The organism is Desulfitobacterium chlororespirans DSM 11544, assembly GCF_900143285.1.
GTDB classification, from domain to species: domain Bacteria; phylum Bacillota; class Desulfitobacteriia; order Desulfitobacteriales; family Desulfitobacteriaceae; genus Desulfitobacterium; species Desulfitobacterium chlororespirans.
Genome location: NZ_FRDN01000007.1, coordinates 230,942 through 249,514, shown reverse-complemented (window position 1 = coordinate 249,514; position 18,573 = coordinate 230,942). Strand labels below are relative to the sequence as shown.

21 protein-coding genes and 1 riboswitch are annotated in these 18,573 nt (G+C 48.3%); of the genes, 15 read left to right on the top strand and 6 right to left on the bottom strand.

Annotated elements, in window-relative coordinates; genetic code table 11:
- The 14 genes from metK (at nucleotide 1) to BUA14_RS11925 (ending at nucleotide 13,683) form a co-directional block, all read left to right on the top strand.
- Entirely contained in the window at nucleotides 1-1,191 is a 1,191-nt protein-coding gene (gene metK / locus BUA14_RS11985) for a methionine adenosyltransferase (protein ID WP_072772794.1), read from the top strand.
- Between the two features lie 165 nt (nucleotides 1,192-1,356).
- Nucleotides 1,357-1,538: riboswitch (cobalamin riboswitch) on the top strand.
- Nucleotides 1,539-1,645: 107 nt separating this feature from the next.
- Complete coding sequence (locus tag BUA14_RS11980) at nucleotides 1,646-2,419, top strand: AIR synthase related protein (protein WP_072772793.1); 774 nt, start codon at nucleotides 1,646-1,648, stop codon at nucleotides 2,417-2,419.
- A 74-nt stretch (nucleotides 2,420-2,493) separates the two neighbouring features.
- Nucleotides 2,494-3,006, top strand: coding sequence for an ECF transporter S component (locus tag BUA14_RS11975; protein ID WP_011460553.1), 513 nt, complete (start codon nucleotides 2,494-2,496; stop codon nucleotides 3,004-3,006).
- Nucleotides 3,007-3,179: 173 nt separating this feature from the next.
- Complete coding sequence (locus BUA14_RS11970) at nucleotides 3,180-4,988, top strand: ABC transporter ATP-binding protein (protein ID WP_072772792.1); 1,809 nt, start codon at nucleotides 3,180-3,182, stop codon at nucleotides 4,986-4,988.
- Nucleotides 4,979-5,791, top strand: a complete 813-nt coding sequence (locus BUA14_RS11965) for an energy-coupling factor transporter transmembrane component T family protein (protein WP_072772791.1) — start codon at nucleotides 4,979-4,981, stop codon at nucleotides 5,789-5,791. Before BUA14_RS11970 ends, BUA14_RS11965 begins: the two co-directional genes overlap by 10 nt.
- Before the next feature lie 229 nt (nucleotides 5,792-6,020).
- A complete protein-coding gene (locus BUA14_RS11960) occupies nucleotides 6,021-6,668 on the top strand; it encodes a cobalamin B12-binding domain-containing protein (protein WP_072772790.1) in 648 nt (215 codons plus the stop codon).
- Nucleotides 6,661-7,806, top strand: a complete 1,146-nt coding sequence (locus BUA14_RS11955; protein WP_072772789.1) for a uroporphyrinogen decarboxylase family protein — start codon at nucleotides 6,661-6,663, stop codon at nucleotides 7,804-7,806. Before BUA14_RS11960 ends, BUA14_RS11955 begins: the two co-directional genes overlap by 8 nt.
- Before the next feature lie 13 nt (nucleotides 7,807-7,819).
- Complete coding sequence (locus BUA14_RS27900) at nucleotides 7,820-7,963, top strand: hypothetical protein (protein ID WP_005811854.1); 144 nt, start codon at nucleotides 7,820-7,822, stop codon at nucleotides 7,961-7,963.
- A 73-nt stretch (nucleotides 7,964-8,036) separates the two neighbouring features.
- Nucleotides 8,037-8,843, top strand: coding sequence for a methyltetrahydrofolate cobalamin methyltransferase (locus BUA14_RS11950; protein WP_072772788.1), 807 nt, complete (start codon nucleotides 8,037-8,039; stop codon nucleotides 8,841-8,843).
- A gap of 13 nt (nucleotides 8,844-8,856) precedes the next feature.
- A complete protein-coding gene (locus BUA14_RS11945; RefSeq protein ID WP_018307001.1) occupies nucleotides 8,857-9,555 on the top strand; it encodes a DUF1638 domain-containing protein in 699 nt (232 codons plus the stop codon).
- Nucleotides 9,556-9,679: 124 nt separating this feature from the next.
- Nucleotides 9,680-10,330 carry a cobalamin B12-binding domain-containing protein gene (locus BUA14_RS11940; protein WP_018307002.1) on the top strand — a complete coding sequence of 217 codons (651 nt, stop codon included), beginning with the start codon at nucleotides 9,680-9,682 and terminating at the stop codon, nucleotides 10,328-10,330.
- Complete coding sequence (locus BUA14_RS11935; RefSeq protein ID WP_011460548.1) at nucleotides 10,306-11,025, top strand: GntR family transcriptional regulator; 720 nt, start codon at nucleotides 10,306-10,308, stop codon at nucleotides 11,023-11,025. Before BUA14_RS11940 ends, BUA14_RS11935 begins: the two co-directional genes overlap by 25 nt.
- A gap of 81 nt (nucleotides 11,026-11,106) precedes the next feature.
- Nucleotides 11,107-12,957: an ASKHA domain-containing protein gene (locus tag BUA14_RS11930; protein WP_072772787.1), complete on the top strand. Its 1,851-nt coding sequence runs from the start codon at nucleotides 11,107-11,109 to the stop codon at nucleotides 12,955-12,957.
- A gap of 15 nt (nucleotides 12,958-12,972) precedes the next feature.
- Complete coding sequence (locus BUA14_RS11925) at nucleotides 12,973-13,683, top strand: vitamin B12 dependent-methionine synthase activation domain-containing protein (RefSeq protein ID WP_072772786.1); 711 nt, start codon at nucleotides 12,973-12,975, stop codon at nucleotides 13,681-13,683.
- 169 nt (nucleotides 13,684-13,852) lie between these two features.
- On the opposite strand, the gene BUA14_RS11920 is transcribed toward BUA14_RS11925, so the two are convergent.
- The 3 genes from BUA14_RS11920 to BUA14_RS11910 all read right to left on the bottom strand — a co-directional run bounded on the left by BUA14_RS11920 (nucleotide 13,853) and on the right by BUA14_RS11910 (nucleotide 15,129).
- Complete coding sequence (locus BUA14_RS11920; RefSeq protein ID WP_072772785.1) at nucleotides 13,853-14,404, bottom strand: hypothetical protein; 552 nt, start codon at nucleotides 14,402-14,404, stop codon at nucleotides 13,853-13,855.
- 154 nt (nucleotides 14,405-14,558) lie between these two features.
- On the bottom strand, nucleotides 14,559-14,873 hold the full coding sequence (locus BUA14_RS11915; protein ID WP_084078567.1) for a type II toxin-antitoxin system RelE/ParE family toxin: 315 nt from the start codon (nucleotides 14,871-14,873) through the stop codon (nucleotides 14,559-14,561).
- Nucleotides 14,860-15,129, bottom strand: coding sequence for a type II toxin-antitoxin system Phd/YefM family antitoxin (locus BUA14_RS11910; RefSeq protein WP_072772784.1), 270 nt, complete (start codon nucleotides 15,127-15,129; stop codon nucleotides 14,860-14,862). The genes BUA14_RS11915 and BUA14_RS11910 overlap by 14 nt, the downstream gene beginning before the upstream one ends.
- Before the next feature lie 461 nt (nucleotides 15,130-15,590).
- Here BUA14_RS11910 and BUA14_RS28870 point away from each other — a divergent pair, with 461 nt between their 5' ends.
- On the top strand, nucleotides 15,591-15,908 hold the full coding sequence (locus BUA14_RS28870) for a hypothetical protein (RefSeq protein ID WP_345788633.1): 318 nt from the start codon (nucleotides 15,591-15,593) through the stop codon (nucleotides 15,906-15,908).
- Nucleotides 15,909-16,043: 135 nt separating this feature from the next.
- Here the strand turns inward: BUA14_RS28870 and BUA14_RS11895 are convergent, their stop codons facing one another.
- The 3 genes from BUA14_RS11895 to BUA14_RS11885 are packed head-to-tail and all read right to left on the bottom strand — an operon-like array spanning nucleotide 16,044 to nucleotide 18,444.
- Nucleotides 16,044-16,778, bottom strand: coding sequence for an ABC transporter permease (locus tag BUA14_RS11895; protein WP_072772783.1), 735 nt, complete (start codon nucleotides 16,776-16,778; stop codon nucleotides 16,044-16,046).
- Nucleotides 16,779-16,780: 2 nt separating this feature from the next.
- A complete protein-coding gene (locus tag BUA14_RS11890; protein WP_072772782.1) occupies nucleotides 16,781-17,533 on the bottom strand; it encodes an ABC transporter permease in 753 nt (250 codons plus the stop codon).
- A complete protein-coding gene (locus BUA14_RS11885; protein WP_072772781.1) occupies nucleotides 17,530-18,444 on the bottom strand; it encodes an ABC transporter ATP-binding protein in 915 nt (304 codons plus the stop codon). Before BUA14_RS11885 ends, BUA14_RS11890 begins: the two co-directional genes overlap by 4 nt.
- Nucleotides 18,445-18,573 lie beyond the last annotated feature (129 nt).

Below are 18,573 nucleotides of genomic sequence, written 5' to 3'. Positions count from 1 at the left end.
TTGGCAAAAAAACTGTTTACCTCCGAATCGGTCACGGAAGGACATCCCGATAAAATCTGCGACCAGATTTCCGATGCCATCTTAGATGCTATCTTCGCTAAAGACCCCAATGCCCGGGTCGCTTGTGAGACCTCGGTGACCACCGGCCTGGTGTTAGTCAGCGGTGAAATTACGACTAATTGTTATGTGGATATTCCCAGCACAGTAAGACAAACCATCCGTGAAATCGGCTATACCCGGGCCAAATATGGCTTCGATGCCGATACCTGTGCCGTTCTCACCTCCATTGGAGAGCAGTCTGCCGACATTGCTTTGGGAGTGGATAGAGCTCTGGAAGCTAAAAATGGCGAGATGAGTGAGGAAGAAATCGAAGCCATTGGCGCCGGCGACCAAGGGATGATGTTTGGTTACGCCACCAACGAAACAGAAAGCTATATGCCTCTTGCCATTGATCTGGCCCATCGCCTGGCCCGCCGCCTCAGTGAAGTCCGCAAGTCGGATATCCTGGATTACCTCCGCCCGGACGGCAAGACTCAGGTGACGGTAGAGTATGAGGATAATCGCCCTGTCCGTATCGATACCATCGTGATCTCCACCCAGCACCATCCGGAAGCAACCCAGGAGCGGATTCGCCGGGATCTCCTGGAACATGTGGTATTTCCCGTGGTCCCATCGGAATTGCTGGATGAGAGCACCCGTTATTTTATTAACCCCACAGGCCGTTTTGTCATCGGCGGTCCCCAAGGGGATGCCGGTTTAACCGGCCGCAAGATTATTGTCGATACTTATGGCGGGATGGCCCGCCATGGCGGCGGAGCCTTCTCCGGCAAAGACCCCACAAAGGTCGACCGTTCTGCCGCTTATGCCGCCCGTTATGTAGCCAAAAACGTGGTGGCCGCCGGCTTAGCCGAGCGCTGCGAAATTCAGTTGGCTTATGCCATCGGGGTAGCCCAGCCTGTATCCGTCCTGGTGGAGACCTTCGGAACCGCCAAAATTGACGAGGAAAAAATCGGAGAACTGGTCAAAACTAATTTTGACCTCCGTCCGGCAGGGATCATTAAGACTCTGAATCTGCGCCGCCCCATCTACCGCCAAACGGCTGCTTATGGGCACTTTGGCCGCACTGATCTGGATCTGCCTTGGGAAAAGACCGATAAAGCGGCTGCCCTGCGGGAGCAGGCAGGCCTATAAATTATAAATTTCAGAAGCAGATAAGGCCGGAGGATTGTTCCTATTGAAACAATCCTCCGGCCTTGATTAGTTTAGAGAATAAAACAAACGCCTTACTTTTGCCATAGGGACGAATTTTGACTTGACATTATCTTAGTTTTGGCTAAACTGAATTTAGTAGGTTTTAACAATTTAAGGATTTCAGGTGCCCTTCGCCAAGAAGGGAGAATAGGGAACCGGGTGCAATTCCCGGACGGACCCGCCACTGTAAAGAGGAGTCTCAGCGCTGAATGCCACTGGGTAACTGGGAAGGCAGCAAGGAGACAATGACTCGAAGTCAGGAGACCTGCCTGGATCCGGGGACACATGAAGTTTGGTAAAGTTCATGGTCATTTTGCTTTGTCTGAAAGGAGAAGCGAGGTGGCTATGGACTTTTTATTTTACAGAAAATTATTAGAGAGGAGAGTTGAAGGCCTTGGGATATCAGGGAAGAGATGTTGAGGTGGTTGCCCTGAATGATGCTCAATATCTTGTCGCAGCTTGCGATTCCTGCGGTGCTATTGGTGAGAAAGAGCTGGATGCAGTCAAAGTTCCCTGGTGGGTAACCGGCAGGATGACGGCCCGGGTAGCTTTATTGGAAGTGCTGGCGGTGGGAGCGGTTCCCCAGATGATCAGCATTGCCATTGCCAATGAGCCCCTGCCCGCAGGCGAAGAAATAATGAAGGGGGTGAGAGAAGAGCTGAAGGCTATGAATCTGCTCTCCCTGCCTACGGCCGTCAGCACGGAAAAGAATATGCCCACCAAGCAAACCGGCTTAGGCATCACGGTCATAGGGCTTTGCGATCAGGATAAACTTCGCGTTGGCAGAGCCAAGCCGGGCCACAGCCTGTTTTGCCTGGGGCTCCCCAAAGTGGGAACTGAGGCGGCTGACCCGGAAGATCCGGACATTCTGCAAGGGATACATCTTGTTCAATTGCTTAGTATCCCTGGAGTGTATGACATTATTCCGGTAGGCTCCCAAGGGATAAGGGGTGAAGCCGAAGCCCTTGCCCAAGCTGTCGGTGCTCGATTTAGAGAAGATACCCAATGTGAACTTTATATCAATAAATCGGCAGGACCTTCAACTTGTCTCATTTTTACGGCCGCTGAGGATATTGAATTAGGGGATTTCGGCAAGCTACCCATCCATAAAATCGGCAGGCTGGAGGAGGATGGAGGTGGAGGCCTCCCAACAGAAAATGAAGATTAAAATCCAAGAGGAAGGTTAGCGGCAAGATTCAAGTTAAATGAAAAGAAAAAAATGAAATGAAGGAGAGAATAACAATGATTGAACCTGCAAAGAAAACAACGATTCCCAAATCAGCTCAGAATATCCGACGGATTGCCATCATGGCGGTCTTTCTTGCCTTGAGTGCGGTAGGTGCCTTGATTAAAATTCCCAGCCCGCTGGGGACCGTGGCCCTGGATTCTGCTCCGGGTTTTTTCAGCGCTTTGGCTTTTGGCAGCATAGAAGGCTGTATTGTTATTGCCATAGGTCATCTGCTTACCTCGGCAGTGGTCGGTTTTCCCCTGGGAATTCCTATGCATTTGGTCATCGCCATCGAAATGGCTGTCTTTGCCTTGATTTATCGCCTGGTCAATAAGAAAATCGGTTTGATTCCTGCCGTGATTATTACCTCCCTCCTCAATGGTGTGGTAGCGGCCTTTTCCGTATTCCCCATCGGTGGTATGGGTGCAGTCTTAGGGTTAATGCCCTTTTTGTTATTAGGGTCGGTCTTAAATGTTGCCGTATCGGCCTTAGCCTATAAAGCGCTTAAAGGAAGCCGGTTGATTTAGTACTCTGTGACACCTAAATCCTTACCTTTCCGGCGGTTAAATTTCCGTAGGACTGCGTTGTCGTCAATCGCCATACGACCGGTATTGCTCATTCCTCCGCCTTGTCCTACGAAAATTTTCCTCGCCGGGCAAGGCAAGTTTTAAATGTCACAGAGTACTAGAGGGGTGTTAGGGTGGAGACAGTGATTGAATTAAGAAATGTTTCTTATCGTTATCCAAGAGCTGAAGAGGAGAGTTTAAAACAAGTCAGCCTGGCAGTGGCCAAAGGAAAATTCATTGCTTTGATGGGTCCCACGGGAGCAGGTAAAACAACCTTAAGTTTGTGTCTGAATGGTTTGATTCCCCAGTTTCTGCAAGGAGAGCTGCAGGGAGAGGTCAGGATTGGGGGGAAAGACACACGTGAGGTCCGGGTGCAGGACCTGGCTAAGCAAGTAGGACTTGTACTTCAGGATGCAGAAAGTCAGATCATCGGGCGAACCGTGGGGGAGGATGTGGCTTTTGGCCCTCGTAATTTCGGTGTACCCCTGCAGGAAATTCAGCAAAGAGTTGCCCAGGCCTTGGCCAAGGTTCGGTTGAATGGCTATGATCAGCGCTCTACAGCAGAGCTGTCCGGCGGGGAAAAACAACGGCTGGTGATCGCCGGGGTGCTGGCCCTGGAACCGGAACTATTGGTCATGGATGAACCGGCTTCTGAACTGGATCCGGAAGGACGGTTCCAGGTCTATCGCACCTTGGATGATCTCTGTTGTGAAAGAGAGCGGACGATTCTGGTCGTTGAACATTCCAGTGAAGAAATCCTGCATAGAGCCCACGAAGTTATCGTCCTTAAGCACGGGAAAATTGCCTGGCAAGGGGCACCGGAAAAGCTTTTTCGCAATATCCCTCTATTGCAGGAATTCGGGATCAAGCCTTTGCCAGTCAGCTTATTAGGCTGGAGTTTTTGGCAAAGAGGATGGATTGAAGGCCAGGACATTCCTTTAGATGTTGCCGAGGCCGAATCCCTGATCCGCAATTTGATAGGGCGGTCCAGCCTACAAAACAGAGTGGTCCCGCTGATTGAACCGCCGGCAAGAGGCAAAGTCCATCAAGAAAAGGAAACAGAGAAGAGCCCACTGAATATGGAAGCAGGGAAAAGCCCGCTGAATTCAGCGTTGATCCAAATTAAGCAGCTTGTGCACCGATTTGAATCGGGACAAACAGGCGTACAGGGAATTGATCTGAACATTGAAAAGGGAGAATTTGTGGCTTTGGCAGGCGCCAACGGAGCCGGAAAAACCACTTTAGCCAAACACATCAATGGCTTGCTTAGGCCCACCGAGGGGGAAGTTATCGTCAAGGGCCTGAATATTAAAGATGTTGACACGGCCCAGTTGGCCAAAACTGTCGGCTATGTGTTCCAGAACCCTGATCACCAGATCTTTTCCGTCTCAGTAGAGAAGGAGTTGGAGTTTGGCCTGAAGAACGCCGGCTTTACCAGGACGGAGATTGCAGAGAGGATCACCCAGGCCTTGGCCTTAACCGGGCTGGAAAACTATCGTCAGGTTCATCCCTACACTCTAAGCAAAGGGGAACGGCAGTTCATCGCCGTGGCTTCCGTTTTAGCCCTTACCCCGGAAATTCTCGTCATTGATGAACCGACGACAGGTCTCGATTGGGTGGGGGTGGAGAAAATTATGAAGCTGCTTCAGCAGCTCCATAGAGAGGGGACCACCATTCTGATGATCAGTCATGATATGGACAGTGTTGCCGACTATGCCGAACGGGTGATCATTTTGCGGGAGGGTCAGGTGATGATCGATGCCCCTCCCTGGGAGGCTTTTGCTGATGAGTCCATGCTCCGGCAGGCGGCAGTCCTTCCTCCCCAATTATGCGTTTTAAATCAAAGACTGCAGGATTTGGGCTATTCGGCCCAATCGGCTGAGGAATTCAGGCAGGCATTGTTTCAGATCATTGAGGAGGGGGAAAGGAAACCTTGTTTATAGACTACTTGCCAGGGGACTCTCTGCTGCACCGTCTCCATATCCGTACCAAAATATGTGGTTTTCTAGTGGCTGTTATCTGGTGTTTTTTGTTTCAAAATCCTCTCTACAATTTAAGTTGTTTACTCGGCATCCTAATATTAGCACTGCAAAGCAAAATCCCTGTGCAGAAAGTCTGGCAGATGATCCGGCCTTTAATGCCCATCTGTCTCTTTCTGCTTCTTTTTACCGGCATAACTTACCCTCAGGAAAGATTTCAGAGCGAAATAAGTCAGGTCATTCTTTTCTCCGCAGCCAATGAGGGGCGGCTTGCCTTGTCCGTGGGAGGCTTTTTAACGGGGATTAATTACATCTGCCGCCTGCTTATTATGGTATGGGGGTCCTCCCTGCTAACCTTAACGACCCCCCTGGATGAGTTCATGCTGTTTTTGAATCGGCTTAGGGTGCCGGCGGAAATAACCTTTATGATCACGACAGCCTTGCGCTTTATCCCCACACTGGATAAAAAAAGATTGCTTATTATCGAAGCGCAAAGGGCCCGGGGTGTCAGGATCAATGAGCAAAGCAGTATAGGGCGGCTCAAAACCTATCTTGCGATTATGGTCCCCTTATTTGTAAATGCTATTTTGATTGCCGAGGACTTAGCAAAAGGTATGCTGAACCGCGGTTACGGATATAGCTCCTTGATAACCCCAAGCCATGAACACCCTTCGACGGCAATGGATTACTGGATTCTAGGGGCTCTTTTGCTATGCTTAGGCAGCGGGTTGTATTTGCGGGTCGGGTTAAACTTAGGGGTGTTATGAATCCTCATGAGTATAGACAGCTTGCTAAGGATAGTGAGTGCCAGGGTAAGCCGCAAGCCCTAAGTAAAAATAAGCGCAAAAATAGTAGAAATTGATTGAATATTTGATATTGACAAATAGTTCTGGCGTGTTAATATAAAAACATAGAACATCTTTTATTTTACCCCAAGCTGTATATACAGGTATATGTAGCTTTCCGGTTATTAAAAACATTAAGGGAGTGAAAAGGATGCTGGATTTAAATGCATTGACACAGGCCATTGGGGATCTGGACGAAGGACAAGTAGTAAGCTTATTGGAGGAATTTGTTGCCTCCAAGCCCAGTATGGCGGAGGCCAACCAAGTGGTTGCGGCTTGTCAAAAAGGGATGAGCATCGTCGGAGACTTTTATGAAAAAAAGGAGTACTATGTTGGTGACCTTATTTTCGCCGGTGAACTTTTAAGCCAGGCATTTGATCTTTTGAAACCCGTGATTGGCGGAGACAGCAACAGCAAGGCGGGCAGCATCGTTGTGGGCACGGTCCAGGGGGATATGCACGATATTGGCAAAAACATCTTTGCCAGTATGGTGGAGGCGGCAGGTTTTGTCGTCCATGATCTGGGCATCGATGTGGAGCCTGGGGTTTTTGTGGACAAGGTAAAAGAGGTGAAAGCAGAAATATTGGGGATGAGCGGAGTTCTTACCCTGGCCATTGATTCCATGAAAGCAACGGTTGACGCTTTGGAAGCGGCGGGCCTGCGGGATCAAGTGAAGGTCATCATCGGCGGCAACCCTGTCACCGAGGAGGCCTGCAAACAGATCGGAGCCGATATGTTTACAACCAATGCCGCCGAGGGCGTAAAAATTTGTCAGAGGTGGGTGGAACAACATGTCTGATAAGATGGCTGAAAGAACACAGTTATTCACGGATCTGATTGACGGGAAAATCCCCAAGCGGGTTCCGATTATGTCAATGTTTACCCATGAATTTGCTATTCAATATGCCGGTATGGATTTAAAAAAGGTCCAATGGGATACGACGGATTTAGAGGCCAGCTTCGAGAAAGTGTGCGAAGATTTTTATTCAGATCTCCTGCCTGTCTCAGCGTTCAGAATGCCGTCTTTCTATAAGATATTGGGTTCGCGGAACTTTGTCATGGGGTCCAATGGGTTTCTGCAGCATCCGGAGGTCGAAGGGCTCAAAGTAGAGGAGTATGATGATTTTATTGCCTCCCCCTATAATTGTATCGTCGAAAAAGTGCTGCCCAATTTATATTCCGAGCTTAACGCCGACCCTGTCACCCGCTCTATCGTCATGGCTAAGGCCTTCAAAGCTTATACAGACGAAAACAACAACTTGTTCAGGATCTATGGGAATCTAATCGGCAAATACGGTTACGGTACCGTATCCCTCTTCGCTGCCTTCTGCGAAGCACCCTTTGATATTTTGACCGACCAGTTAAGAGGATTCAAAAATATTTCCATGGATGTCAGACGGATTCCTGATAAAGTGGAAGCTGCTGTCAATGCGGTCACTCCTTTAATGATCAAAATGGGAACCCAGCCTTTCCCGAACAAATACAATGCCACCTTTATTCCTTTGCACATGGCTCCCTATCTCCGAGGGAAGGATTTCGAAAGATTCTACTGGCCCAGCTTTAAAAAACTGGTGGAAGGTCTGGCGGAAAAAGGCATGAGGTCTTATCTGTTTGTGGAGGAGGACTGGATGCGTTATATCGACTATCTGGCCGAGCTTCCGGCCGGAACCGTAATGACCTTTGAGTACGGGGATCCCAAGCTTGTTAAGGAAAAATTGGGCAAGAAGCATATTATTGGCGGTTTCTATCCCCTTACCCTCCTGAAGACAGGGACCAAACAGGAATGCATCGACAAGGCAAAAGAGCTTAATGAGATTCTGGCCCCAGGCGGCGGCTATTACTTTACTTTTGACAAGGCGATCATCACTGCTGACAGCGTGAATATTGATAATACCAGAGCGGTTCTGGATTATGTAGCCAATAACGCCAACTATTAAGGAGGGGAACTTCATGAACACCGATTACTATAAAACATGGGAAGAATACCTGGCCGCTCATCCGGAGATCGATGAGCAGGAGGCTCAGGTCATGGCACCTAAAATGCAGAGCTACGAGGATATGATGTTTGGCTTCATCATGTTCCTCTGCGCTTAAGTAGTTCTATAAAAAACAGAAACAAAGGGGCTGTGGCTAAACAGCCCCTTTTGTAACAAAAGGAGACTAAGCTATGATCATTATCGGAGAAAAAATTAATGGAACCATCCCCAGTGTAAAACAGGCGATTGCTGAGCGGAATGAAGAGTTCATCCGCAACCTGGCCCTTAAACAAACGGAAGCAGGAGCCCATTTCCTCGATGTATGCGCCAGTACAGCACCGGAATACGAAGTGGAAACCTTGATCTGGCTGATGAATATCGTTCAGGATACGGTGGATACTCCTTTGTGCATTGACAGTCCCAATGCCGCCGTGATCAAAGAAGTCTTCAAGCATGCCCGGCGTCCCGGGCTGATTAACTCCGTTTCCGAGGAAGGGGATAAATGCGAGATTATTTTCCCGTTGCTTGAAGGCACGGAGTGGCAGGTTATAGCCCTGACCTGCGATAATAAAGGCATCCCTTCCGATATAGAGACACGGGTGGAAATTACCAAAAAGATTGTGGAAAAGGCCCAAAAGCATGGCATCACTCCGGACCGAATCCATCTTGATCCGCTGGTGCTGGCTTTATCAGCGGATAATAAATCGTTGCTCAATTTCACAGAGACTTTAAAAATAGCTAAGGAGCTCTATCCCACGCTTAAAGTAACTTCCGGATTAAGCAATATTTCTTTTGGCATGCCCTTAAGAAAAGTTGTCAATCAAGGCTTTTTGACTATTGCCCTTTATGTGGGAATGGATTCCGCCATCCTCGACCCGACCAACCGGGATATGATGACCACGCTTATGGCTACTGAAGCTCTGCTGGGCCGGGACCGTCTCTGCAGAAACTTCGCCAATGCTTTCCGCAAGAACAAAATCGGCCCAATCAAAGAGTAAATGGGGAGGATGTATGGTTAAGGAGAGTGCAGGAGGCACGGTGCTCATTGCCTGCAAGATGCTTCAGCATGAACTGAATAAGGCCATAGATGAGAGTGGCTGCCCCTATCCGATCATCTGGATTGATTCCGAATACCATACAGACCCTAATGGACTAAGAGCTAAGCTCCAGGAGGAAATTGACCGGCTTGAAGAGGTTGACACCATCCTCTTGGCCTATGGCTGCTGCGGCAATGGCACCGTAGGCTTGAAGGCGACCACCGGGGATCTGATCATTCCCCGGACTGAAGATTGTATTTCCATGCTGATGAGCCGGCAGGGCCAAGCCTATTGGCGGCCCAAAGCCACCTTTTTTATGACCAAGGGCTGGCTGGAAGGCACCCACAGCATGGCCAGAGAAATAGAGCATGCCGTAAAACGCTACGGGCCGGAACGGGCGAAAAAGATCTTTGAGCAGATGTTCAGGCACTATAAGTATTTAATGCTCATCGATACCAAGTCCTATAGTATTGAGGAATGCCTGGCTGAAGTAGAATTGCTGGCCCAAAGCCTTAATTTAGAACTGACCTTTGCTGAGGGCGATGTTTGGTTTCTAAGGAAACTGCTTTCAGGGAGCTTTGCTCAGGATTTCAGCATTACACCCCGAGGAGAAACAGTAAGTCAACAGGATTTTGCCTGCTGCAACCAGGACCTTCCCCGCCAGCCCTATTGACCTGCAGGTATTGAGGGGAGACCCATTTCCTTTAAAAATTGACAAACCATAGCGTGAGAAATAAGATGATTATGAAGGATACCTCTGTTAAATAGACCTGAGTATACCTGTTAGGGAGGGCGTAATGAAGGATTTTGGCACTACTGAAGAACTCTTGATCGATTATGTGGAACAACTCGAAGAAACTAAAGTCTTTGAGCTTGCCAATCATGCTTTAGACCAAGGGATGAATCCTTTAGACCTGGTCAACTTAATCATCGAAGGGATGAGCCGGGTGGGCAAACGCTACGAAGCAAAGGAGTATTATATCGCCGACCTGATCATGGCAGGCATCATTTTTCGGGGAGTTTTGGAGCTGAAGCCTATGACATCGTATTTCAGCAGCCATCACAAAAAGAAAAGCGGGAAGGTGCTCCTGGGCACTGTCAAAGACGATATCCATGATATTGGCAAAGAGATTTTCCGGGCCTTGTTGGAAACCCATGGCTTTGAAGTCTTGGATCTTGGTGTGGATGTATCCGGGGAAACTTTTGTCAAAAAGACCAGGGAGTTTAAACCTGATATCATTGGACTGAGCGGGGTGCTGACCAGCACCATCGATCAAATGAAACAGGTCATTGACATTTTAGCCGCTGCAGGACTGAAGGACCAAGTCAGGATTATTGCCGGAGCAAATTACCTTAACGCTGATGGCTGCAGTTATATAGGTGCTGATGCTTTCGCCACCGATGCCTCAAAAGGGATTGAAATATGTTTGGAATGGATGAAAAGATGATTAATCCCGTCTATCTTCAGATTGTGGAAGAGATCAAACGGAAAATAAATAGCGGGTCCTTGAAGCCGGGGGATGCCGTTGCTTCAGAAAATGCTCTCGGCAAGGAATATGGGGCCAGCAGGATGACGGTCAGAAAAGGGCTGGCGATTCTGGCCAAGGATGGCTATATTTATTCCATTCCGGGCAAAGGCAGCTTTGTGCAGAAGCCGGAATTGAACAAATACACCATTTACTATGATGAGATGAAGAACTCCATCAACACGGTAGACCGCTCCCGCCTGCTGGAAGTCAATATCATCATGCCTGATGAAAAACTGGCCGGGGAATTGCAGATCACCAGGAATAAAAATGTGATTGTGATTCGCAGGTTGTTTTTTACCGAGGGCAAACCCATCGCCTATGATATAAAATATCTGCCCTACTCCAAAGGGATGCCCATCGTGGAAGAGGAGCTGGAACAAGCCACTTTTCCCGAGATGGTTTCGGGCAGTGTGTCCTCTTTTTCTCTAAAAAAGGAACTGACCATTTATGCTCAGACACCTGATGAAGAGATCAGGAACTCGTTAAAGATTCATGATGATCTGGCACTGCTGGTTATTGAGCAGCGCATCCATAATGAAGAGAATAAGCCGATTGGCTTTTGCGTGACTTATTTCCGGGGAGACTATATAAAATTAAAGGGCAGAAGTGAGTAGACTTGCTAATTTAATGAGCTGCATCAATCTACGATGCAGTTTTGCTTTACACAAGCCCACCATGGGGAGGAGGTCGTTTTCTTGAAAGAAGTCAGGATAGTGTTCCAACCTGGGGAGATCAGCGTGCCGGTGGCTGCCGGCACCACCATCATGGAAGCCATGAACCGGTCGGGACTGGGGGAGGATTTCCCTTGCGGAGGCAGGGGGAAATGTGGAAAATGCCGGGTAAAGGTTAGGGAGGGACGGGAAGATTTTACGGCGATTGATGAAGATCATTTGACAGCTCAGGAGTTGGCGGAAGGCGTTCGCTTAGCCTGTGCCACCAAAATAAACAGAGACATGATGATCGAGATTCAGAGTCCCAAAAAGCTGCAGCATCATATTCTGATTGATTCTGCAGAGAGACCGTTTCATATTCATCCCCACCTGGTCAAGGTATTTGCGGAAATTGCCCAGCCCTCCCTCAGCGAGCATAAGTCAGACTGGCAGCGCTTGCAGGAAAGCCTGGCCGGGCTTGGCTGCAGTGTCCATGATTTGCAGGCCCCTCTCTCCGTGCTCCGCCGGCTGCCGGACACCCTAAGAGAGTCCGCCAACCGGGTGACAACCGTAGTGTATGGTTCTCAGGTCTTGGGAGTAGAGCAGGGAGATACAACCGGGACTCTGTTGGGAATGGCTTTTGATATCGGAACGACGACCATTGTAGGGTATCTGCTGGATTTAAATTCGGGCAAAGAGCTTGAAGTGGTATCGACCCTTAATCCCCAGGCCCAATATGGGGGGGATGTCATATCCCGGATAACCTTTGCCGGCAAAGAGGAAAAGGGGCTGGAGACCCTGCACCAAGCCGTAACAGGGGCTATGAACAAGCTGATCGGTGAAGCGGTTGACAAGGCGGGGGTGAACAGAAATCAGCTTTACGGAATTTCGGTGGCAGCCAATACCACCATGCATCACCTTTTCCTGGGGATAACCCCCCGGACCATTGGCATGTCGCCCTATGTTTCCGCCATTAACCAGGGGCTTGTGGTGGCTCCTGGGGAGCTGGGTCTGGAAATCAATAAGGCCGGCCGGGTTTTCGTCCTGCCCAATATCGCCGGCTTTGTGGGTGCGGACACTACGGCTGTTCTGTTAGCCGCCGAGCTGGAGAAAAGGGATCATGTTACCCTGATTTTGGATATTGGCACCAATGGGGAGATTGTCTTAGGTTCCAAAGACCGGATGGTGGCCTGCTCCGCGGCAGCTGGTCCGGCTTTTGAAGGAGCCCAGATCACCAGCGGCATGCGAGGCGCCGACGGGGCGATTGATCATATCTCCTTTGACGATGGTTTGAGCTATACGGTCATTGGCAACGGGCGCCCCATAGGAATCTGCGGTTCCGCTCTTCTCGACGGAGTAGCCGGCTTCGTGGAGCTGGGCATGATCAATAAACGGGGTAAATTTTTGGAGCCTGAAAAACTTACCCATCCCGGCGCCCTTAAATTAAAGGACAGACTTATTAAATATGAAGAGACCTGGGCCTTTCAATTGGTTGAAGCCGGTCAAACCCGCCATGGCCGACCGATTTTGATTACTCAGAACGATATTCGCGAGCTTCAGCTGGCCAAAGGGGCTATTGCAGCCGGTGTGAGGATTTTGCAGGAGGCCATGGGCATCGTGTGTGATGATATTAAGGAAGTGCTGCTGGCCGGAGCTTTTGGCAATTATCTCAATCCCCACAGTGCCTGTGTGATCGGCTTAATTCCCCGGGAGCTGGAGAGCCGGATCAAGACCATCGGCAATGCGGCAGGAAATGGGGCGAAAATTGCCTTGCTTTCTGCCCAGGAGTTTTCGCGAGCCAAGGATCTGGCCGGAGGGGTTTCCTTTGTTGAACTGGGCAGCTATCCGGGATTCAACACTATTTTTGCGCAAAACACCTATTTTAAGTTGGATTGAGGGGTGTGGGACACTATGGCAGAAGCAGGATCCTTTGCGGTTTTGGTGCCTGAGGTAACCATAGAAGAGCTGTTTACTGCACAGGGCGCCGATTTGAGCCGGCGCTCGCCGAGGCAGGACATGGTCGATTTAAACATGAAGCTATTGGCGGAAGCCAAGGAATTAGCAAAGGTCAGCATCATCTGGCAGGAAGCCAAAGTGCTGGGTTCGGAGCAGCAGGAGATTTATCTTGAGGGTGGACTTACGTTAAGAGGCAGCTTATTGCCTAAGGTGTTAGGCCCGGCAGATAGTGTGGTTCTGTTTGCTATGACCATCGGGGAAGGGATAGATGAACGGGTCAAGGAATACACCCATCAAGGCAAAACCCTGGAAGCCTTTATCATGGATGCGGCCGGATCAGCCATCCTGGCCAAAGCGGCCTATCATGCTATTTCCGAGCTCGCAGGACTTTATAAAGAAAAGCAGCTGGATACCACGTTTTCTTTAGGCCCTGGGCATTCTTACTGGAAAGGGCTCGAAGATGTAAGAACGATTATTGATTACCTGAAAGGGGAGCAGATTGGCATCAGCCTGACAGAGTCCAACCTTATGCTGCCCAAAAAGTCCATTGCCATGGTCATGGGAGTGGGCAGCAACTTACCGGACTTCAAAGGTAAAACCCATTGCGATTTTTGCCATCTTAAGGGAAACTGCACGATGCGGGAGCTTGGCGCCAATAATTGCTGAGGGCAGCCATGTATATGGGAGTGTATAGATTTTGATAGGCAATAGAGAACCTCGGTTGCTTGTAACGAGCGATCGGGGTTCTCCAATTTTGTTGAATTTCAAAGGGCCAGAAGGGAAAAAATTCTTTCACAGCTTTATAGTAATGTAATCCAAGTGGTTTTTTCTAGAATTATTTATAAATGGAGGATATAATTTTAAGGCAAATTTGATTAAATGAATATTCGATAGCATGCCTCCTTTTTATTCTCTTTTGAAGAATTACGTAAGCAATAAAAAATAAACCAGTACTAATAATAAGAACAAAGGCAATATTTGTGCACAGTGATACAAAGTCATTACTTAAATCGAACAAAAAGTTCACATTCAATGCCTCTAAATTGCGGTCGATTGCCTTTCCAAGATATAAATTTAAACCACTAAAAATTAAGGTAAATGTGAAAATTAAACAATTTAATAGAATTGTTATGTAAATTGGAAAAAAATTTAGATTTACTTTAGTTTCTTGTAAAAACTTTAATTTACTAGCTAATAATATTTGTTCCATTATAATGAAATTTTCATAACGATTATGGTCTATTTGGTTCTTATATTCTTCCTTGATAGCTTTCATAAGCTGAAAATAAAAGTCACAGTCATTCTCAATCGAGATATTATTCGCCTTGGTTTTAAAATGTTTTTCGAATAACAGCAATGTTCTCTTTCGAGCACTTTTAGTATTCATGTTTTTCCCTCCTCAAATGACCTTTGGATTTGATTGAATTTCTTCTTTTTTTACAGCATTTCGCACATTTGATTGAGTTTGTAGCGGATAGGAATAGTGTCAGGAATCGAGCCAGTGAAAAACTGGTAGATAAAAGCCATGCGTCGCTGGAAAGTTATAACGGCCCGTTGAATAAGCCGGGATAATCGCGCATTCCATGAAGAATCCTATATACGATAACCTCATTATCAATGACTTTGTAAAAAATTATATAGTTGCTGACAGTGAGCATCCTGTATTCCTGCTTAGCTAATGCACTGTCAGGTACGATTTTCCCCGCATACGGAAATTCTGCCAATAAGTCAATTTTCTCAATAATCTTCTCCGATATTTCCAAGGCCGATTCTGGATTGTCTGCCGCAATATATATGAATATCTCGCCAATGTCATCACGGGCCACTTGCAATAGAGTGACTTTATACTTGATCATTGTGAAGACGCCTTATATATTCCCTCACTTCATCTGAGGTATAGCTCGGTGCGCCATTAAGACGCTGCTTTTCGGCTTCTAATAGCTTAGTCCTCAGATCTAACATAGCTTCCCTGTGCTCGTAAGCAGCTATGCTCATAATAACCAATTCACCCTCACCATTTTTGGTCAGATAAACAGGTTCGGCCTTCTCCTTGCATATTTTAGTAATTTCCCCAAGTTCCGTTCTCAGTGAAGAGGTGGGCTTTATAATCATAATATCACTCCTGTGCAAAATTAAATCCATATTTTGATCTTATTTTATACCGAATTTTGATCCTTAGCAATGGAAGCAAAGAGATGAAGCAGAGAGCCTAGTACTCTGTGATATTTAAAACTTGCCTTGCCGGCGAGGAAAATTTTCGTAGGACAAGGCGGAGGAATGAGCCATACCGGTCGTATGGCGATTGACGACAACGCAGTCATACGGAAATTTAACCGCTGGAAAGGTAAGGATTTAGGTGTCACAGAGTACTAGGGGTCTTGATGTAAGCAATTAACATGAGAACCCCGACCACTTATAATGGGCGGGCCTTGAAAAATACGAAGCTTGAATTCTGAGTACTTGGAATTTATAATGAAGGTGGATTCGCACAATTTGTATTGCGATCGAATTGTAGGGAAATTAGCTCCTTCCACATGCACCACTTAGATATCTCCGGTAAGGGAGTGAAGAGCGTGGAAATTGTATATTCCAGAGTCGCCTTCAAAGCAATTAATAGTCTTGATAAGTCTACAAAACTGAGAGTTAAAGCTGGAATAGAAGGATTACTTGAAGTACCACCAAAGGGTGATATTAAGCAAATTATTGATATGATTGATATGTTGCCTGAGTCGGAACAGAAGCTGGCATTTGAAATGATTAAAAGGATGGTCCTTGCTTGGGACAGCGATTTTACAAAGTTAACCCCTTTAGAAAGAGAGCGGTTAATAGAAGCCGAAAAAGAAATAGCCAACAATGAAACCGTTAGCCATTCAGACATCGATTGGAATTAACCGACTTGCTGATCGAGGAATCGGGGTTCTTTGCTTAAAAATTCGGCCGTTTTGGATTGACTCATCTAGATGAATCGATCGCAAAACGGCCGAATTTTCATTTAGCTATAACAGGCCCCTTTCCGTAAACCCGGCTCAGCCGGTGTGAACATCGCGCCGCTTCATCCAGAGCGCGGCCCACAGTACGCAAGCAAGGACATAGAGGGTACAGCTCAGGAGAAAGTGTTCTAGAGCGCACTGCATAGGTCCCCCAGGCTGATTAGCACGCATGCCAAGGCTTAAAAGGGAATAAGGGAAGAAGACCCCATACCCTTTGGCAAGCATGCCCAGTCCGGCAATACCGCCCATCAGGGCCAGTCCCACCGGCACGGCAAAGCTGCGGATCATCAGGGATAGACAGAGCTGTACGGCGCAGATGGTGATGGCTCCCGCAGCGCCGGTCAGCAGCCATTCCGAAAATTGTCCGGGAACCGGGGAAGACAGCCCCGCCAGCTTTCCCGACAAAAGGTACAATACCCCCGTCCAAACCTGGGTTAAGATGACCATAGCCGAGGCGATGCACAGCTTGGCGAGAAAGAAATAGCTCACCGGAATGGGCATGGTCATAACCGAGTTCCAGTTGTGGTTCAGATGCTCCAGCCGGTAGAGATAGGAGCAGTATACACCAATAATGGCGGGAAGAAAGAAATAGCAGGAAAACAAAGTGTGCTGGGTCCAGAGGCTGTACCATCCATCCTGTAAAATACCGATATTCTGCAGATAGTTAAAGGTTCCGATCAAAGCGGGCAGCATAGGCAGCAGGATAAAGGCCAGCCAGACGGGACTGTGGCGCAGCTTCATTCCTTCAGCTCTGAGAGCGCGGCCAAACATAATCAGACCTCCCTTCTCCTGAATAGGGCACGCCCGCCGCTATAGAACAGCAGGAAGGCGGCTATGATGGTCAGGAATCCCGGCCAGTCGATATCCGTCCAATAAAAATCACTGATCCGTGTTTCCCGGTCCCAATTCATCCCCACCTGCATCAACACCCCGTAATAGCCCCAGGGAATCAGCTTGGCAAATTGCGGGGGGAGATACATGATGAAAAGCCCGGCGAAGCCCCCCAGCAATCCCAGGGAAAGAGGGATCATCTGATTGCTGCACAGCAAGGATAAAGTCTGCTGAAGCAGCAAAAGGGTGAGAGTCACCCAGGAGGTGAACAGAAGGTAGTATCCCAGCTGGGGGAGGGGAGGAGATTCTGTAAAACCTTTAACGTAGCCGGCTAAAAGCATAGCCACGACCTGTATAATAACGATGGCAAGAAGATAGAAGGCACCGCAGAGAAATTTGGCATCAAACAATTTTCCCGCCGGCATGACCGTATTTAAAAGCCTGAAGGTCTGCCCTTTATGCTCCACATCGCTGAGCCGGGAGGCCACAACGGCTGTGACCACCGGCAGGATAATGGCATTGAGCACAGGAAACTGGTACAGACAGAGCAGCCAGCCCTGCTGCAGCTTCCCGGCGTCCATATGCTTTAACCCCCAGAAGAACCAGAGCAGCTGAAAGCCCAGCAAGGCGGCCACAATCAGCCAAATCTTGCGGTGCCGGGTCTTTCCGAATTCGACGGACAGGGCGTTTCTCATAAACTCACCGCCGATCCCGTCAGTTCCAGGAAGATATCTTCCAGGCTTTTTTCGCGCTGTTCAATCCGCACGACCCCTACCTTCTCTTCACACAGGTTCAGAGTTAAACGGGATAATTCCCCATCCTCAAAGGCTGGGAGGAGCAGGTAATCCTGCTGGCTCTGCACAGCAATACCTTGCTCCCCCAGAACAGCGGCAGCCCGGTGATTATCCAAAGTGCGGATGGCTATGCCGGGGCTGCTTTTTTGGTGCAGGGCCCCTAAGCTGCTTTGAAAAACAAGCCGGCCCCTGCTGATGATGCCCAGATTGGTCGCCATTTGCTCGATCTCACTGAGCAAATGGCTAGAGACCAGAACTGTGATACCGTACTCCTTGGGCAGGGAACGGATCAGCTCCCGCATTTCCTGAATCCCGGCGGGATCAAGTCCGTTGGTAGGTTCATCCAGAATTAAAAGCCGGGGATTGCCCAAAAGGGCGCAGGCCAGCCCCAAACGCTGCTTCATGCCCAGAGAATATTGATTGGTCTTTTTGTTTTTTTGGTTTTCCAGCCGGACAATCTGCAGAACCCGCCCGATGTCTTTTTCCGGAGTGCCTTTGAGGGTGGCAATAATGCGGAGATTTTCATAGCCGCTTAAATGGCCATAATAGCTGGGGGACTCAATTAAAGAGCCCACATCCTTGAGAATGGACATGCGGCTGCGGTGATTCATGGTTTTGCCGAATACCGTAATGCTGCCGGCGGTGGGCTTAACCAGTCCCAGAATCATTTTAAGTGTTGTTGATTTGCCGGCGCCGTTGGGTCCAAGAAAACCGTAGACGGCTCCCTCCGCAACCGACAGATCCAAATCACTGACTCCCGGCGTCTTGCCATAGTGCTTACACAGACCCTGTGTTTTGATAATATCAGCCATACAAGTACCACCTTTAATCTGAAAGTAAGCTCAGCATAGCAGAGCAGGCTTACAGGAACCTTTGGGTCACCTTACATTTACCTTAAATCTTTGCCGGCTCATAGGTATTCTCCCGGCGATACCTTATAA

Bases quoted from the DNA above. Each gene is read 5' to 3' on its own strand.
- BUA14_RS11920 (WP_072772785.1), bottom strand. From the start codon at position 14,404: ATGAATACTAAAAGTGCTCGAAAGAGAACATTGCTGTTATTCGAAAAA.
- BUA14_RS11915 (WP_084078567.1), bottom strand. From the start codon at position 14,873: ATGATCAAGTATAAAGTCACTCTATTGCAAGTGGCCCGTGATGACATT.
- BUA14_RS11890 (WP_072772782.1), bottom strand. From the start codon at position 17,533: ATGAGAAACGCCCTGTCCGTCGAATTCGGAAAGACCCGGCACCGCAAG.
- BUA14_RS11935 (WP_011460548.1), top strand. From the start codon at position 10,306: ATGTTTGGAATGGATGAAAAGATGATTAATCCCGTCTATCTTCAGATT.
- BUA14_RS11960 (WP_072772790.1), top strand. From the start codon at position 6,021: ATGCTGGATTTAAATGCATTGACACAGGCCATTGGGGATCTGGACGAA.
- BUA14_RS11925 (WP_072772786.1), top strand. From the start codon at position 12,973: ATGGCAGAAGCAGGATCCTTTGCGGTTTTGGTGCCTGAGGTAACCATA.
- BUA14_RS27900 (WP_005811854.1), top strand. From the start codon at position 7,820: ATGAACACCGATTACTATAAAACATGGGAAGAATACCTGGCCGCTCAT.
- BUA14_RS11895 (WP_072772783.1), bottom strand. From the start codon at position 16,778: ATGTTTGGCCGCGCTCTCAGAGCTGAAGGAATGAAGCTGCGCCACAGT.
- BUA14_RS11885 (WP_072772781.1), bottom strand. From the start codon at position 18,444: ATGGCTGATATTATCAAAACACAGGGTCTGTGTAAGCACTATGGCAAG.
- BUA14_RS11910 (WP_072772784.1), bottom strand. From the start codon at position 15,129: ATGATTATAAAGCCCACCTCTTCACTGAGAACGGAACTTGGGGAAATT.
- BUA14_RS11945 (WP_018307001.1), top strand. From the start codon at position 8,857: ATGGTTAAGGAGAGTGCAGGAGGCACGGTGCTCATTGCCTGCAAGATG.
- BUA14_RS11950 (WP_072772788.1), top strand. From the start codon at position 8,037: ATGATCATTATCGGAGAAAAAATTAATGGAACCATCCCCAGTGTAAAA.
- BUA14_RS11975 (WP_011460553.1), top strand. From the start codon at position 2,494: ATGATTGAACCTGCAAAGAAAACAACGATTCCCAAATCAGCTCAGAAT.
- BUA14_RS11940 (WP_018307002.1), top strand. From the start codon at position 9,680: ATGAAGGATTTTGGCACTACTGAAGAACTCTTGATCGATTATGTGGAA.
- BUA14_RS11955 (WP_072772789.1), top strand. From the start codon at position 6,661: ATGTCTGATAAGATGGCTGAAAGAACACAGTTATTCACGGATCTGATT.